This window comes from Mycobacterium sp. NGS59, assembly GCF_059812345.1.
Genome location: NZ_JCALCN010000001.1, coordinates 499078 through 515787, shown reverse-complemented (window position 1 = coordinate 515787; position 16710 = coordinate 499078). Strand labels below are relative to the sequence as shown.

Genomic DNA, 16710 nt, shown 5'->3' with positions numbered 1-16710 from the left:
GGACAGGGTTCATCGTAGGGACGTGGGACTTGAGTTATTTGTGTGACCCGCGATCGAGCACAACGGATACCCGTCGAGGCTACTCGACGGCGTGCATCCTGGACAAACGGGGTCTGATCGCGAAGCAGCATGACGTCGCCGGCACTTGCGAGGCCGGGTCCGACCTGCGCCGAACCTAGTGCGCCGCCGCGTCCCAGCTGCGGCCGTAGCCGACCGACACCTCGAGCGGCACGTCCAGCGGGTAAGCCCCGCCCATCTTGTCCCGCACCAGCGTCTCCAACTGGTCCCGTTCCCCCGGCGCGATCTCGAGCAACAACTCGTCGTGCACCTGCAGCAGCATCCGTGACGCCAGCCCGGCTTCCCTGATCGCCTTGTCCACCTCGATCATCGCCACCTTGATGATGTCGGCGGCGCTGCCCTGGATCGGCGCGTTGAGCGCGGCACGTTCGGCGGCTTCGCGGACCTGGCGGTTACTGCTGTCCAGCTCGGGCAGATACCGCCGGCGGCCCAGCACAGTGGAGGTATAGCCGTCCTTGCGGGCCTGGTCGACGACGGCCAGCAGGTAATCGCGCACCCCGCCGAACCGGGCGAAGTACTGGTCCATCTGCTCTTTGGCCTCTTCGGTGGAGATCTTGAGTTGGGTGGACAACCCGTAGGCACTCAACCCGTAGGCCAGCCCGTACGACATCGCCTTGACCCGTCGCCGCAGCTCGCCAGTCACCTCGTCGATGGGCACGCCGAACGCGCGGGAGGCGACGAACGAGTGCAGGTCTTCGCCGGTGTTGAACGCTTCGATCAACCCGTCGTCCCGCGACAGATGCGCCATGATCCGCATCTCGATCTGGCTGTAGTCCGCGGTCATCAGCTCGGCATAGCCCGACCCGACGATGAAGGCGTCGCGGATCTGGCGGCCGGCGTCGGTGCGGATCGGGATGTTCTGCAGGTTCGGTTCGGTGGACGAGAGCCGTCCGGTCGCGGCGATCGTCTGATTGAACGTGGTGTGAATCCGGCCGTCGCCGGCCACCGAGTTGAGTAGCCCGTCGACGGTGACCTTGAGCCGGGTGACGTCGCGATGGGTCAGCAGATGCTGCAGGAACGGGTGCCCGGTCTTGTCGAACAGGGACTGCAGGGCGTCCGCGTCGGTGGTGTAGCCGGTCTTGGTCCGTTTGGTCTTGGGCATGCCCAGTTCGTCGAACAACACCACCTGCAGCTGCTTGGGCGAGCCCAGGTTGATCTGCTTGCCGATCACGGCGTAGGCGAGTTCGGCGGCGTCGCGGATCTGGTCGCCGAACTGGCTCTGCAGTTCGGTCAGCATGCCCAGGTCGACGGCGATGCCGACGTTCTCCATTCCGGCCAGCACCTGCTGCACCGGCAACTCCATCTCACCGAGCAGCGCGGTGGAGTCGATGCGGGCCAGCTCGGCGTCCAGGGCGTCGGCCAGGTCGACGACGGCGCGGGCCCGCAGGATCGCCGTCTGCGCGGCCTGTCCGTCCGCGCCGTCGTCGTCATCCAGCAGCGAAAGCTGTTGCTGCTCAGCGGTTTCCGCACGGAGTTCACGCCGCAGGTAGCGCAGCGAGAGGTCATCGAGGGTGAAGCTGCGCTGCCCGGGCCGCACCAGATAGGCGGCCAGCGCGGTATCGGAAGTGACGCCGTTCAGCGTCCAGCCGCGACCTACCAAGTCGTGAATGGCGAGCTTCGCCTCGTGCAGCGCCTTGGGCTGGTCGGCATCGGCCAACCAGGTCGCCAGCGCGGCGTCGTCCTCGGCGGTCAGGGTGGCGGTGTCGACGTAGGCGCCGTCCCCGTCGGCGGCCGCGACGGCCAGGGCGGTCGCGTCACCGCCATGCGGCAGGTGGGTGCCCACCACCGCCAGGCCGGACCGGCGGCCGTCGTTGGCGTGCTCGGCCAGCCACTGCGCGACCGTGCCCGGCTGCAAAGCTCCGCCGCGCACGTCGAAACCCTCGTCGACCTCGGGTTCGACGGCGGCCAGCGTGTCGAACAACCGGTCGCGCAGCACGCGGAACTCGAGGTCGTCGAAAAGCCGGTGGATCTGGTCGCGATCCCAGGGCTGTAGCCGCAGCGTATCCGGGGTCTGCGCCAGCGGCACGTCCCTGACCAGTTCGGTCAGGTCCCGATTGAGCACGACGTTGGCCACGTGCGCGCGCAGTGCGTCGCCGACCTTGCCGCGCACCGATTCGACGTTGTCGACCAGCGACTGCAGCGAGCCGTATTCGATGATCCACTTCGACGCGGTCTTCTCCCCCACGCCGGGGATGCCGGGCAGGTTGTCGCTGGGGTCGCCCCGCAGTGCGGCGAAGTCCGGGTATTGCTTGGGCGTCAGGCCGTATTTCTCGACGACGGCATCGGGGGTGAACCGGGTCAGTTCGCTGACGCCTTTGCGCGGGTAAAGGACCGTGACGTCGTCGCTGACCAGCTGCAACGAGTCCCGGTCCCCGGTGACCACCAGCACCCGGTAGCCCTCGTGTTCGGCTTGGATGGCCAGCGTGGCGATGATGTCGTCGGCCTCGAACCCGGCCTCGGCGAGCACGGTGATACCAAGGGCGCCAAGCACTTCCTTGGTGATGTCGATCTGACCGTGGAACTCGTCGGGCGTCGAGGACCGGTTGGCCTTGTATTCGGGGTAGCGCTCCGAGCGGAAGGTCTGCCGGGACACGTCGAACGCCGCCGCAATATGGGTGGGCGCTTCGTCGCGCAGCAGGTTGATCAGCATGGCGGTGAAGCCGTAGACGGCGTTGGTGGTCAGTCCGCCGCGGGTCTTGAAGTTCTCCGCCGGCAGCGCGTAGAAGGCCCGGAACGCCAACGAGTTGCCGTCCAACAGCATCAAGGTGGGCTTGGGTTGTTCCTCGGTCGCAGGCACGGGTTTCACTCTATTCATCGGGTCCGACGCGCCTGGCGCTCCCAAACAAGCGCTTGGTAGTCTTGCCGGGTGCCCGAGGTCACTAGCCAAGAACCGGCGATCGACGGATGGTTCGCCACCGACGATGCCGACGCCCCGCATCTGACCGGCAGTAAGTGCCCCGCGTGCGGCACTTACGTCTTCCCGCCGCGGGAGAACAACTGCCCGAACCCGGCCTGCGACAGCGACACCTTGGAGTCCGTCGCGTTGTCGCGGCGCGGGAAGTTGTGGAGCTACACGGAGAATCGGTACCCGCCGCCCAAGCCCTACCCGGCCGCCGAACCGTTCGAGCCGTTCGCGATCGCCGCGGTCGAGCTGGTCGACGAGGGGCTGATCGTGCTGGGCAAGGTCGTGGAAGGCACCCTGGCCGCCGACTTGAGGGTCGGCATGGAGATGGAACTGGCCGTCATGACGCTGTTCACCGACGCCGACGGCGTCGAGCGGACCGTGCACGCGTGGAAGCGCGCCGGCGACGATAGACAGGGCAGTGCGATCGGAGACAGCGGCGAGGAGCGGCGCAAATGACGAAGGTCATGACTCCGGAACCGCTCTACATCCTGGGCGCCGGCATGCACCCGTGGGGCAAGTGGGGGCGCGACTTCACCGAATACGGCGTCGTCGCCGCCCGTGCGGCACTGGCCGAAGCGGGACTGGACTGGCGACAGATTCAGCTGGTGGCCGGGGCCGACACGATCCGGAACGGCTATCCGGGCTTCATTGCCGGGTCGACGTTCGCGCAGAAACTGGGTTGGAACGGCGTGCCGGTGAGCTCGAGCTACGCCGCGTGCGCCAGTGGCTCGCAGGCGCTGCAGAGCGCCCGCGCCCACATTCTGGCAGGGTTCTGCGATGTCGCGCTGGTCATCGGTGCCGACACCACCCCGAAGGGAGCCTTCGCGCCGGTCGGCGGGGAACGCAAGAACGATCCCGACTGGCAGCGCTTCCACCTGATCGGCGCGATGAACCCGGTGTATTTCGCGCTGCTGGCGCGCCGCCGGATGGACCTCTACGGCGCGACATCGGAGGACTTCGCCCAGGTCAAGGTGAAGAACTCTCAGCACGGTCTGCAGAACCCGAATGCCCGTTACCGCAAGGAGTCCTCGGTGGAGGACGTGCTGGCCAGCCCGGTGGTCAGCGACCCGCTGCGGCAACTCGACATCTGCGCCACCTCCGACGGCGCGGCCGCGCTGATCGTGGCGAGCGCGGAGTTCACCCGCAAGCATCTCGGCTCGTTGGACGGTGTGCCGTCGGTGCGTGCGGTGAGCACGGTGACGCCGCAGTACCCGCAGCATCTACCCGAACTTCCCGATATCGCAACGGATTCCACCGCGGTGGTGGCCGCACCCGAGCGGGTGTTCAAGGACCAGATCCTCGACGCGGCCTACGCCGAGGCCGGCATCGGACCCGAAGACGTGAGCATGGCCGAGGTCTACGACCTGTCCACTGCGCTCGAACTCGACTGGTACGAGCACCTGGGGTTGTGCCCGAAGGGCGAGGCCGAGGGGCTGTTGCGTTCCGGCGCAACCGCTTTGGGTGGTCGCGTGCCGGTCAATCCGTCGGGCGGGCTGGCGTGCTTCGGTGAGGCGATTCCGGCGCAGGCGATCGCGCAGGTCTGCGAGCTGACCTGGCAGCTGCGTGGTCAGGCGACCGGCCGGCAGGTGGAAGGTGCGCGGGTCGGCGTCACTGCCAACCAGGGGCTGTTCGGGCACGGGTCGTCGGTGATCGTCGCGCGCTGATCTCTTGTGTCGGCTTTTGGGCGCGAGCGGCCTCAAAATGCCAGTTTTTCGGCCTTTCGGCGTACTCTTGAGCGCGCTCGCGGGAGCAGGTCAGGCGTCCTTGGGCGTATCGAGGGTTTCCAGCACCACTTCGGCGACACGTTTCATCGATGTCCGCCGGTCCATCGCGGCGCGCTGAATCCACTTGAACGCTTCCGGCTCGGTCATACCCTGCTTGACCTGCAGCAACCCTTTGGCACGTTCGATCAGCTTGCGGGTCTCCAACCGGTCCGACAGTGTGGCCACTTCTCGTTCCAGCGCGGTGAGTTCGCTGAACCGGCTCATCGCCAATTCGATCGCCGGGATCAGGTCGCTGGCGGTGAACGGCTTCACCAGGTACGCCATCGCGCCGGCATCGCGGGCGCGTTCGACCAGGTCGCGCTGACTGAAAGCGGTCAGTATCACGATCGGCGCGATGCGTTTACTGGCGATCTCAGAAGCCGCGTCGATCCCGTCGCGACGCGGCATCTTCACATCCATGATCACCAGGTCGGGTTTGTGCTCTTCGGCCAACTCGACGGCCTCCTGACCGTCGCCGGCCTCCCCGACGATGTCGTACCCCTCCTCTCGCAGCATCTCTGCCAGGTCCATGCGGATCAGGGCTTCGTCTTCTGCGATCAGGACCCGGCGCGTGGAAGCGGCGGCGGCATCGGTGGTGGGGCCGGTCATGACGGATATTGTGTCGTGACGGCTGTGATCCTTCATCCGGGGGGTTCCTCTAAGGTAGGTAGCCGGATCGCAGCAGAGCCCAGCCCTCGTATCCCAACTGGCAGAGGAAACGGATTCAAAACCCGTACAGTGTGAGTTCGAATCTCACCGAGGGCACCATCCGCGGAATACGCACCACGACGCCGACGTTGCGCACCTCAGGTATGCCCACGCGCCAAGATCGCTCATTCACCGAGGTCAACAGTTAGGCTCTAACCCGTGACCGCTAAGAAATGCGGTGCCCGGAAAGCAGGCAAGACCGGTTCGGCACGCCGACCGGACTGCGTTGCCGCCGTCCGCACACAGACACGCGACATTCGGCAGCACTATGCGGACCAGGCCGCGCGCCGCGCTCGGATCCTGAACATTGCTTCTTATCTCTCCGTGGTGGTCAGCGCGAGCTTCGTGGCGGTCCAACTATTTGTCGGCTCCTGGCTGTGGCAGGTCATGTGGGTCAACATCGCGGCGGCGATGGTCTTCGGATTCATCCCGATGCTGCATCGCTTCGGCGAACTGGTGGCACCGCTGGCGTTCATCGGAGCGGCCTACGTGACGGTCCTTGCCAGCTGCTGGGAAGTCGGCACCGACTCGGGTGCGCAGCTCTTCTTCATCGTCGGTGCCTGCCTGGTGGTGCTGCTGCTCGGCTCCGAACACATCGTGCTGGCCAGCTTCCTGGCCGCAATCGCCGCGGGATTGGTGATCCTGTCCGAGTTCGCGATCCCGCGTGACACCGGGTTGCAACCCCCATGGGCACAGGCGACGGGCTTCGTGATCACCACCGTCTCCGCCTGCGTCATGGTGGTCGTCACGGTGTGGTTCGCCTTGCGCGACACCGTGCGCGCCGAATCCGCCATGGAGGAGCAGTACGAGCGATCCGAGGCACTGCTGGCCAACATGTTGCCGGCCAGCATCGCCGAACGGCTCAAGGAACCCGAGCGCCGCGTCATCGCCGACAAGTACGACGAGGCCTCGGTCCTCTTCGCCGACATCGTCGGCTTCACCGAGCGGGCGAGCAGCACCGCGCCGGCCGACCTCGTGCGATTCCTGGACCGCCTCTACAGCGCGTTCGACGCCCTGGTGGACAAGTACGAGCTGGAGAAGATCAAGGTCAGCGGCGATTCCTACATGGTGGTCAGCGGCGTTCCTCGCCCCCGCCCCGATCATGTCCACGCGCTGGCCGACTTCGCCTTGGACATGGCCGACGTTGCGGCCGCACTGAAGGATCCGCACGGCCGCGCAGTCCCGCTGCGGATCGGGCTGGCCACCGGCCCGGTCGTCGCCGGGGTCGTCGGTTCCCGCCGGTTCTTCTACGACGTGTGGGGCGACGCCGTCAACGTCGCCTCACGGATGGAATCCACCGACTCGGTCGGCCAGATCCAAGTCCCCGAGTCCGTCTACGAACGCCTGAAGGACGATTTCGTGCTGCGTGAACGCGGCTACATCGACGTCAAAGGCAAAGGCGTGATGCGCACCTGGTACCTGGTCGCGCGCAAGACGGTCGATGAGCAGGTGGATGTGCGCGCCGAAGACCCGCGCGCCGCGCACGTCTGACGGCCTCGACCCCTCTGTACCCGAACCGCCACATGCGCCACACTGGTGCCTATGGAAACAAGTCCCGCAACAAGCCCTGCACCCCTGTCTCCCCCGAGTTTGTTGCCGCATCTGTGGAAGTCCACGCTGATCTCGGGCATTCTGTCGCTCGTCCTGGGCGTCCTGGTTGCGGCCTATCCGCAAAAGAGCGTTCTTCTTGCCGCCATCGTCTTCGGTGCGTATTTGCTGGTCACCGGTGTGGCCCAGGTGATTTTCGCGTTCAGCCTGCATGTCTCGGCAGGCAGCCGGATCCTGCTGTTCATCAGCGGCGCCGCCGCTCTGATCCTCGCGGTGCTGGCGTTCCGGCACTTCGGCGACGCGGTGCTGCTACTGGCCATCTGGGTCGGTGTCGGGTTCATCTTCCGCGGTGTCGCTACCACTGTGTCGGCGATCAGCGATCCCCACTTGCCCGGTCGTGGCTGGTCGATCTTCATCGGCATCATCAGCCTGCTGGCCGGGATCGTGGTGATGGCGTCGCCGTTCGCCTCGATCGTCACGCTGGCCTACGTGGTCGGGATCTGGCTGATCGTGTTGGGCGTCTTCGAGATCATCTCGTCGTTCGGCATCCGCAAGGCCTCGAAGTCCCTCACAGGGTGACGATTCGCACAATAGCTCCACCCGACCCCGACTACTACACTCTGTCGTAGCTATTCGGTTGTCCCCGCAGCCTCGGGAGATCGCAGATGAATGTCGTCGACATATCGCGGTGGCAGTTCGGTATCACCACCGTCTACCACTTCATATTCGTGCCACTCACGATCGGGCTGGCGCCGTTGCTCGCCGTCATGCAGACGGCGTGGGTAGTCACCGACAATGTCGCCTGGTACCGGCTGACCAAGTTCTTCGGCAAGCTGTTCCTGATCAACTTCGCGATCGGGGTGGCCACCGGCATCGTGCAGGAATTCCAGTTCGGCATGAACTGGAGCGAGTACTCGCGCTTCGTCGGCGACGTATTCGGTGCGCCGCTGGCCATGGAGGGCCTGTTCGCCTTCTTCTTCGAATCCACCTTCATCGGGCTGTGGATCTTCGGCTGGAAACGGTTGCCGAAGCTGGTGCACCTGGCCTGCATCTGGATCGTGGCCATCGGGGTCAACGTGTCCGCGTTCTTCATCATCACCGCCAACTCCTTCATGCAGCATCCGGTGGGTGTGCACTACAACCCGCGCACCCACCGCGCCGAGCTGACCGACATCGGCGCGCTGCTCACCAACAACACCGGGCTGACCGCGTTCGGCCACACGGTGGCCGGTGCGTTTCTGACGGCGGGAACCTTCGTGGCGGCCGTGAGCGCGTGGTGGCTGGTCCGGTCGCAGACCCGCCCGGTCAACCCGGGTGTCCGGGAGATGTATCGCCCGGCGACGGTGCTGGGTTGCTGGGTCGTGCTGCTCGCCACCGTGGGCCTGTTCTTCAGCGGCGACTTCCAGGGCAAGCTGATGTTCCAGCAGCAGCCGATGAAGATGGCGTCAGCGGAATCGTTGTGCGACACCCAGACTGACCCGGACTTCTCCATCCTGACCGTCGGCAGGCAGAACAACTGCGACGCGCTGACCCGGGTCATCGAGGTGCCCTACGTGCTGCCGTTCCTGGCTGAGGGCAAGATCGAGGGCGTCAAGCTGCAGGGCGTGCGCGACATCCAGCAGAACTACCAGCAGCGGTTCGGTCCCAACGACTACCGCCCGAACCTGTTCGTCACCTACTGGTCGTTCCGCATGATGATCGGCTTGCTGGCGGTCCCGGTGCTGTTCGCGTTGGCGGCGCTCTGGCTGACCCGCGGCGGCCGGATCCCGAACCAACGCTGGTTCGCCTGGTTCGCGTTGCTCACCATTCCGACGCCGTTTCTGGCCAACAGCGCCGGCTGGGTGTTCACCGAGATGGGCCGCCAACCCTGGCTCGTCGCGCCGAATCCGACCGGTGACCAGGACGTCCATCTCACCGTCGCCGCCGGTGTCTCCGACCATGCTCCGGGCATGGTCGTCACCTCCCTGACGACCTTCACGCTGACCTACGCCGTCCTGGCGGTCGTCTGGTTCTGGCTGCTCAAGCGCTACATCACCGAGGGACCCCAGGAGCACGACGCCGAACCGGCCGCCCCGGACGCTGCCGAGGAAGACGACGTCAAGCCGCTGTCGTTCGCCTACTAGGAGCTGACGATGAATCTCCAAGAGTTGTGGTTCGGCCTGATCGCGACGCTGTTCCTCGGCTTCTTCGTGCTCGAGGGTTTCGACTTCGGCGTCGGCATGCTGATGGCGCCGTTCGCCCGGGTGGGCAAGGGTGACCGCGAGGCGCACCGACGCGCCGCGCTGAACACCATCGGGCCGGTCTGGGACGCGAACGAGGTATGGCTGATCACTGCCGGCGCGGCCATGTTTGCCGCCTTCCCGGGCTGGTACGCCACCGTGTTCTCCACCCTGTATCTGCCGCTGCTGGCCATCCTGTTCGGCATGATCGTGCGCGTCGTGGCCATCGAGTGGCGCGGCAAGGTCGACGACCCGAGGTGGCGGGGCTGGGCCGACTTCGCCATCGCCGCCGGTTCCTGGCTGCCCGCGGTCCTGTGGGGCACGGCCTTTGCGATCCTGGTGCGCGGACTTCCGGTGGACGCCGACGGCCGCATCGACTTGTCCGTCGGTGACGTGCTGAACCCGTACACACTGCTCGGCGGCCTGGCCACCGCCGGATTGTTCATGTTCTACGGGTCGGTGTTCGTCTCGCTGAAGACCGCCGGTGACATCCGCGACGATGCCCTCCGGTTCGGCCGGTGGTTGGCCCTGCCGGTGACGATCGTGGTTGCGGCGTTTGGCGTCTGGACTCAGCTGGCGCATGGCAAGGGCTGGACGTGGGCCGCGTTGGGGGTGGCGGTGGTGGCTCAGCTGGCGGCGGTCCTGCTGGTGTGGTCGCGCGCATCCGACGGCTGGGCGTTCGTCAGCACCCTGCTGGTGGTCGTCGGGGTCGTGGTGTTGCTGTTCGGTTCGCTCTACCCGAACCTGGTGCCGTCGACCCTGAACAGCCAGTGGAACGTCACCATCTACAACGCCTCGTCGACGGATTACACGCTCAAGATCATGACGTGGGTCACCGCGCTGATGACACCGTTGACGATCGTCTATCAGGCTTGGACGTATTGGGTTTTCCGGCAACGCATTTCGGTTGACCGGATACCGCCGTCGATCGGTTTGACGAGGCGCCCGTCCTGAGCGCGCGGAGCTCGCGAGGCCCGCTCGACCCGCGATTGTGGCAGGCGTCGACCGCGTTGCGCCGCTACCTGGCCACCAGCGTGACCTGCGGCGTGGTGATCTCGGGCTGCGCCATCGGCTCGGCCGTCGTGCTGGCCGGCATCGTCGCGCGAGTGGCCACGGATCCCTCGGCGCGCCACCTTCGGCACTGGCTGGCGCCCCTGGCGATCCTGCTGGCGCTCTGGACTGTCCGCACGGTGGCGCACTGGCTGCAGGCTCGGCTGGGTCAACGCGGGGCCAGCGCGGTGATCGCCGACCTCAGCGGGCAGGTGCTGACCGCGGTGACGGCACGGCAACCCAATACCGTGTCAGCACAACGCGATTCGGCCGCCGTGGTGGTGACCCGCGGACTGGACGGTTTGCGGCCCTACTTCACCGGCTACTTGCCGACCCTGATTCTGGCCGCCATCCTGACGCCGGCGACCGTTGCGGTGATCGCGTCATACGACCTCAAATCCACGGTTGTGGTGCTGATCACGCTGCCGCTGATACCGGTCTTCATGGTGTTGATCGGATTGGCCACGGCCGAACGATCCGCCGCCGCGCTCGCAGCCATGACCACGCTGCAGGCGCAGCTGCTGGATCTGATCGCCGGCATCCCCACCCTGCGGGCGTTGGGCCGGGCCTCGGGACCCGAGCGGCGCATCACCGAACTCGGTGCGGCCCATCGACGTTCAACGATGGCCACGTTACGCATCGCCTTCCTGTCGGCTCTGGTTCTCGAGCTGCTGGCCACGCTGGGCGTCGCGCTCATCGCCGTCGGCATCGGACTCCGTCTGGTGTTCGGTGAGATGAGCTTGACGGTCGGTCTGACCGTGTTGCTGCTCGCACCCGATGTGTACTGGCCGCTGCGGCGTATCGGAGTGGAGTTTCACGCTGCGCAGGACGGTAGGGCCGCCGCCGACCGCGCGTTCGCGCTCATCGGTGAACCGGTGCCGCCGCGCAGCGACCGGCAGACCGTCAGCGCCGGTGGCGCAAGGATCCAGCTGGAAGACCTCAGTGTCGTGTCCCGGCACGGTCACGCACCGCAGCGCCTCACCGCCGTCATCGAGCCGGGCACGGTGACGGTGCTGACCGGTCCCAACGGCGCCGGAAAGAGCACCACGCTGCAGGTCATCGCCGGGCTGGTCGCGCCGTCGTCCGGTCGTGTCACCGTGGCCGGGGTCGACGTCACCGAACTGGCACCCCAGCAGTGGTGGACTCAGTTGTCCTGGTTGCCGCAGCGTCCGGTGCTGGTGCCCGGGACGGTGCGGGACAACCTGATGTTGCTCGGCGAAGTGGATGACCCGCAAAGCGCCTGTGCCGCATCGGGATTCGACACCGTGCTGGAAGGGTTGCCCGACGGCTGGGACACCGTGCTGGGACGCGGTGGGGTTGGGCTGTCGCTCGGGCAGCGGCAACGGCTGGGCTTGGCCCGGGCGCTGGGATCGGGGGCTCCGGTGCTGTTGCTCGACGAACCCACCGCGCATCTGGACGAAGCCACCGAGGACCGGGCGCTGCGGGCGATCGTCGCACGTGCCCGCGCGGGTGCGACCGTGGTGCTGGTCGGGCATCGCGAGCGAGTCGTCGCCGCCGGTGACCGCGTCGTCGAAGTCAGTGCCGGGAATGAGGCACGCTATGCGCCGGTCTGATCCCCTGCTCGCCGCGTCAGACCTGTTGCGGCCGCGACTATCCCGCATCCTGGCGGCCATCGCGCTCGGGGTGCTGTCCTTGGGCAGTGCGCTGGCCCTGGCTGGGGTGTCGGCGTGGCTGATCACCCGTGCCTCGCAGATGCCGCCGGTGCTGGATCTGTCCGTCGCGGTGGTGGCGGTGCGGACGTTCGCGATCTCGCGGGGCGTGCTGCGCTACTGCGAACGTCTGGTCACCCACGACGCCGCGCTACGCGCCGCGACCACGGCGCGCGCCCGGATCTACCGACGGTTGGCCAGCGGCCCCGCCGAGCAAGCGGTCCGGCTGCACAGCGGGGAACTGGTGGCCCGGGTCGGCGCCGACGTCGACACCTTGGCCGAGGTCTTGGTCCGTGCCGTGGTGCCGGCCGGGGTGGCGGCGGTGCTGTCGGTGGCCGCCGTCGCCGTCGTCGCGGTCATCTCGATCGCGGCAGCGGCGGTGCTGGCCGCCTGCCTCGTCGTCGCCGGGGTGATCGCGCCCTGGTTGGCGGGCCGGGCCGCCGCCGGTCAGGAAGCCGTTGCCCGGCAACATCACTCGGAACGCGACACCGCGGCGATGCTCGCCCTGGAACACGCTGCCGAACTTCGGGTCGGGGGCGTACTGCCGCGATTCATCTCCGAAGCCCAACGGCGGCAACGGGCCTGGGGTGATGCGTTGGATGCGGCGGCGCGGCCCGCTGCTGTCGCCGAGGCCCTGCCGACCGCAGCCATCGGGTTCAGCGTGCTCGGCGCCGCCGTGGCCGGGATCAGCATGGCCCCCGCGGTCGCGCCGACCACCCTGGCCGTCCTGATGTTGTTGCCGCTCTCGGCCTTCGAAGCCACTACCGCGCTTCCCGCCGCCGCGGTCCAGTTGACCCGGTCCAGGATCGCGGCCCGTCGCCTGCTGGATCTGGCGCCTGCCGAGGCCGCAGTGGACGCCACGGCGGCGCTGCCGCATCCGTCGGGTGGGTTGTCGGCCGACGTGTGCTGCGGTCACGATGCCACGCAGTCGCATCGCACCGTGCTCGACCTGGCACCCGGTGGCCGGCTCGCGGTCACCGGAGCCAGCGGTTCCGGTAAGACCACGCTGCTGCTGACACTGGCCGGTCTGCTACCCCCGGTACACGGGCACGTTTCCCTGGACGGGATCGACCCTCGGCAGCTCACTGAACATGAACTGCGTTGTGCGATATGCTTTTTCGCCGAGGACGCGCACCTGTTCGCCACGACGGTCCGGGACAACCTGTTGGTCGCTCGCGGCGACTGCACGGACGAGGAATTGACGGCGGCATTGACGGCCGTGGGTCTGGGTGTCTGGCTGACCGATTTGCCCGACGGTCTTTCCACCGTGTTGACCGGTGGCGCGCAAGCGGTTTCGGCGGGCCAGCGCAGACGGCTGCTGCTGGCGCGGGCGGTGCTGTGCCCGGCCCGGATCCTGCTGCTCGACGAACCGACCGAGCACCTGGACAAGGACGACGCCGAGTCGATGCTGCGTGACCTGCTGGATCCGCAGTCTGGGTTGCTGGGACCGGACCGGACCGTGGTTGTCGCGACCCACCTCTTGTCCCGCGACATTCGTTGCGCCGCACTACCTCTCGGTTGAGCGGGGAAAGTACTTCAGTACACCTTCCTGCACGACGGTGGCGACGACCTGCCCGGAGCGGTCGAAGAAGTGCCCGGTACCCAGCCCGCGTGAATCGGCGGCCACCGGCGACGAACTCGAATACAGCAGCCAGTCGTTGTAGTTGACCGGGCGGTGAAACCACACCGAATGGTTGGCCGACGCCGCAAAAATCCGGTCGAATCCCCACGACAATCCGTGCCGGGTGATCACCGAATCCAGCACGGTGGTGTCCGAGGAGTACAGCAGGGTCGCGGTGTGCAGGACCGGATCGTCGGGCAGCTCACCTTTGGCTTTGAGCCAGACCCGGTTGTAGTCCAGCCGGTCGCCTTTGTCCCGCATCACCCAGGCGGGGTCGTTGGTGTAGCGCCATTCCACGGGTTGCAGCGCGCTGACGAACAGTGGGACGGTCTTTTCGTAGCCGCGCAGCTGCTCGGCGAGCGGCGGCACCGAGTCCGGCTCGGCGACCTGCGGGGGTTCGACGCCGTGTTCGAGCCCTGGGCCGCCGGACATGTAGGACACCATCGCGCTGGACAGCAACACCCCGTCCTGCACCGCGTCGACACGCCGGTTGGCGAAGCGCCGCTCGTCGCGTAGCCGCACCACGTGGTACTCGATGTCCTTGGCGGTGTCACCACCGTTGACGAAGTGCACCGACAGTGCGCTAGGGGGGAGGTCGTCACGGGTGAGTGTGCGGGTGCCGGCGACGAAGGACTGCGCCATCAGTAGTCCGCCGAAGGTCCGCATCGGGTTCTTGCTGGGATGCGAGCCGACGAAGCGGTCGTCGTCGACGGAAACGAGATCCAGAACCCTCAGCAGTTCCTGAAAGTCAGACAACTACACGTCGTCCTCGCCGATCCGGTGCACGTGGATCAGGTTGGTCGAGCCCACGGTGCCGGGAGGCGCGCCGGCCACGATGACGACCAGGTCGCCGCGCTTGTAGCGGCCGAGTTCGAGCATCGACCGGTCCACTTCGCGGATCATGCCGTCGGTGGACTTCATGTGCGGGACGATGAACGTTTCGGTACCCCAGGTCATGGCGAGCTGACTGCGCACTTCCGGCAGGTCGGTGAAGGCCAGCAACGGCAGCGGCGTGTGTAGCCGAGCCAGTCGGCGCACGGTGTCCCCGGACTGGGTGAACGCGACCAGCGCCTTGGCATCCAACCGCTCCCCGATGTCACGGGCGGCGTAGGAGATGACGCCCCGTTTGGTGCGCGGGACGTGCGTCAGCGGCGGTGCGGCCGTCGAGTTCTGCTCGACCGCGCACACGATCCGCGACATCGTCTGGACCGCCTGCAACGGATGCTTGCCCACCGAGGTCTCGCCGGACAGCATCAGCGCGTCCGCGCCGTCCAATACGGCGTTGGCGACGTCGGACGCTTCGGCGCGGGTCGGGCGCGAGTTCTCGATCATCGAATCCAGCATCTGGGTCGCCACGATGACCGGCTTGGCGTTCTCCCGGGCCATCTGGATAGCCCGCTTCTGCACCAGGGGCACCTCTTCCAACGGAAGTTCGACCCCCAGGTCGCCGCGGGCGACCATGACGGCGTCGAAGGCCAGCACGATGGCTTCCAGGTTGTCGATGGCCTCGGGTTTTTCCAGCTTGGCGATCACCGGCACGCGACGGCCGGCCCGGTCCATCACCTCGTGCACGAGCTCGACGTCGGAAGGCGACCGCACGAACGACAACGCGACCATGTCCACACCGAGCTTCAACGCGAACGTCAGGTCCTCGATGTCCTTCTCGGACAGGGCTGGGGCGGAGACGTTCATGCCGGGCAGCGAGATGCCCTTGTTATTGCTGACCGGTCCGCCCTCGACCACCTTGCAGACGACGTCGTCACCGTCGACGCTTTCCACCACCAGTCCGACTTTGCCGTCGTCGACCAGCACGCGGTCGCCGGGAGTGGCGTCCTGGGACAACCTCTTGTAGGTGGTGGACACCCGGTCGTGGCTGCCTTCGCAGTCGGCGACGGTGATGCGCACGGTTTCACCGTCTGCCCATTCCGTGGGGCCGTCGGCGAAACGGCCCAGCCTGATTTTGGGCCCCTGCAGGTCGCACAGGATGCCGACCGCGCGACCGGTGGCGTCCGAGGCGGCCCGGACCCGCTTGTAGGCCGCTTCGTGGTCGCTGTAGTCGCCGTGGCTGAAGTTCATTCGGGCGACGTCCATACCGGCTTCGACAAGCTGTTTGACCAACTCGTCCTTTTGGGTGGCCGGCCCGAGAGTGCAGACGATCTTTCCGCGTCTAGTCACGACGACAAAGCATAGTCGTGCTCGTTGTCATCGGAGTGTCTGAAATGCGCGACGCGCCCGACGGGCCGGCGTGGAATCTGCCGATCTGACGGTCCGACCTGGGCGGATGTCGCCCCGTCAGCCGCTGAGAACGGTTGGCACCAAAGGAAAATTAGGCAGATTGCGCACCACCGTCCACGCGGTAGCCGCGACGAGAACCGCTATTCCGGTCCGCACGGGCAGCCACGACTGGCGACGGTGGCGCCGCACCAGGATCCACAGCGCCAGCAGCGGCAGCCCGACCAGCAGGAAGACGTTGTCATCGATACTTGCCGCGAAGTGGCCGTGCAGCAGATCGTGGGTCATCCGCAAGCCCCCACAGGCCGGGCAGTTCCAGCCGGTGAGCATTCTGAACGGGCATTGCGGGTACACCGAGTCCGGGTTGTGCGGATCGGCAATACCGACGTAGATCAGGGCACCAGCCAGGACAACGGCTGCTGCGATGCCGCCGTAGCGCGCGCAGCGCCGGTGGTGCTGGTCGCCAGAGGCCGCCGGTGGCGGACTAGGTTCCATCGCGTAGCGGGCGGCCCGACGGGTCGGTGACCTTGTCGGTGAGGATGAGCACCGCATCGATGACGCCCCAGATGACGGCGCCGACACCGAAGGTCACCCAGCCGACGATCAACTGCGCGATGCCGAGCCCGGTGTGCCCGGCGTAGATGCGACCGATGCCGACGATGCCGAACAGGCCCAATAGTTGGAGCAGGCCCGCGATGATCTTGGACTTGTCCGAATACGGCTGCCCGGTGACGGGATGCCGGCCGAATGGTGCCGACGGATCATGCGGAACGCCGGGACCACCGTATTGCTGTGCTGGCGGATAGGGCGGCGGGTACTGCGGCGCAGAATAGTCCGATTCCCGTCGGGGGGAGGCGGGCTCTTCGGCAGCGGCCCAGGGCTGGTCAGTCACGGGTTCAGCATGCCAGATCCGTGG

Annotated in this window: 14 protein-coding genes and 1 tRNA gene; 9 read left to right on the top strand and 6 right to left on the bottom strand. The window is 66.8% G+C overall.

Annotated features, from left to right (window positions below; all coding sequences use genetic code 11):
- Positions 1-175: 175 nt before the first annotated feature.
- Positions 176-2893, bottom strand: coding sequence for a DNA polymerase I (gene polA, locus AC5Y46_RS02155; protein WP_499944209.1), 2718 nt, complete (start codon positions 2891-2893; stop codon positions 176-178).
- A gap of 51 nt (positions 2894-2944) precedes the next feature.
- Here polA and AC5Y46_RS02150 point away from each other — a divergent pair, with 51 nt between their 5' ends.
- Positions 2945-3439, top strand: a complete 495-nt coding sequence (locus tag AC5Y46_RS02150) for a Zn-ribbon domain-containing OB-fold protein (RefSeq protein ID WP_499944208.1) — start codon at positions 2945-2947, stop codon at positions 3437-3439.
- The gene (locus AC5Y46_RS02145; RefSeq protein ID WP_499944207.1) at positions 3436-4647 is read left to right on the top strand and encodes a lipid-transfer protein; all 1212 of its coding nucleotides are present in this window, start codon (positions 3436-3438) and stop codon (positions 4645-4647) included. The genes AC5Y46_RS02150 and AC5Y46_RS02145 overlap by 4 nt, the downstream gene beginning before the upstream one ends.
- A 90-nt stretch (positions 4648-4737) precedes the next feature.
- Here the strand turns inward: AC5Y46_RS02145 and AC5Y46_RS02140 are convergent, their stop codons facing one another.
- A complete protein-coding gene (locus AC5Y46_RS02140; RefSeq protein ID WP_499944206.1) occupies positions 4738-5355 on the bottom strand; it encodes an ANTAR domain-containing response regulator in 618 nt (205 codons plus the stop codon).
- Between the two features lie 82 nt (positions 5356-5437).
- On the opposite strand from AC5Y46_RS02140, the gene AC5Y46_RS02135 reads away from it, so the two are divergent.
- The 7 genes from AC5Y46_RS02135 to cydC all read left to right on the top strand — a co-directional run bounded on the left by AC5Y46_RS02135 (position 5438) and on the right by cydC (position 13463).
- Positions 5438-5514, top strand: a tRNA-Leu gene (locus AC5Y46_RS02135).
- A 99-nt stretch (positions 5515-5613) separates the two neighbouring features.
- Complete coding sequence (locus tag AC5Y46_RS02130; RefSeq protein ID WP_499944205.1) at positions 5614-6945, top strand: adenylate/guanylate cyclase domain-containing protein; 1332 nt, start codon at positions 5614-5616, stop codon at positions 6943-6945.
- A gap of 51 nt (positions 6946-6996) precedes the next feature.
- The gene (locus AC5Y46_RS02125; RefSeq protein WP_499944204.1) at positions 6997-7581 is read left to right on the top strand and encodes an HdeD family acid-resistance protein; all 585 of its coding nucleotides are present in this window, start codon (positions 6997-6999) and stop codon (positions 7579-7581) included.
- Positions 7582-7667: 86 nt separating this feature from the next.
- Positions 7668-9125, top strand: a complete 1458-nt coding sequence (locus AC5Y46_RS02120) for a cytochrome ubiquinol oxidase subunit I (RefSeq protein ID WP_499944203.1) — start codon at positions 7668-7670, stop codon at positions 9123-9125.
- Between the two features lie 9 nt (positions 9126-9134).
- Positions 9135-10175, top strand: coding sequence for a cytochrome d ubiquinol oxidase subunit II (cydB, locus tag AC5Y46_RS02115; RefSeq protein WP_499989914.1), 1041 nt, complete (start codon positions 9135-9137; stop codon positions 10173-10175).
- Positions 10176-10231: 56 nt separating this feature from the next.
- Entirely contained in the window at positions 10232-11845 is a 1614-nt protein-coding gene (cydD, locus tag AC5Y46_RS02110) for a thiol reductant ABC exporter subunit CydD (RefSeq protein ID WP_499989977.1), read from the top strand.
- A complete protein-coding gene (cydC, locus tag AC5Y46_RS02105; protein ID WP_499989913.1) occupies positions 11832-13463 on the top strand; it encodes a thiol reductant ABC exporter subunit CydC in 1632 nt (543 codons plus the stop codon). The genes cydD and cydC overlap by 14 nt, the downstream gene beginning before the upstream one ends.
- Here the strand turns inward: cydC and AC5Y46_RS02100 are convergent.
- The 4 genes from AC5Y46_RS02100 to AC5Y46_RS02085 form a co-directional block, all read right to left on the bottom strand.
- Positions 13449-14318, bottom strand: a complete 870-nt coding sequence (locus AC5Y46_RS02100) for an acyl-CoA thioesterase II (protein ID WP_499989912.1) — start codon at positions 14316-14318, stop codon at positions 13449-13451. The genes cydC and AC5Y46_RS02100 overlap by 15 nt on opposite strands.
- Positions 14319-15737: a pyruvate kinase gene (gene pyk, locus AC5Y46_RS02095; protein WP_499944199.1), complete on the bottom strand. Its 1419-nt coding sequence runs from the start codon at positions 15735-15737 to the stop codon at positions 14319-14321.
- A 117-nt stretch (positions 15738-15854) separates the two neighbouring features.
- Positions 15855-16289, bottom strand: coding sequence for a DUF2752 domain-containing protein (locus tag AC5Y46_RS02090; protein ID WP_499989911.1), 435 nt, complete (start codon positions 16287-16289; stop codon positions 15855-15857).
- Positions 16279-16686 (bottom strand): NINE protein, encoded by a 408-nt coding sequence (locus tag AC5Y46_RS02085; protein WP_499944197.1) that lies wholly within the window; start codon positions 16684-16686, stop codon positions 16279-16281. The genes AC5Y46_RS02090 and AC5Y46_RS02085 overlap by 11 nt, the downstream gene beginning before the upstream one ends.
- Positions 16687-16710 lie beyond the last annotated feature (24 nt).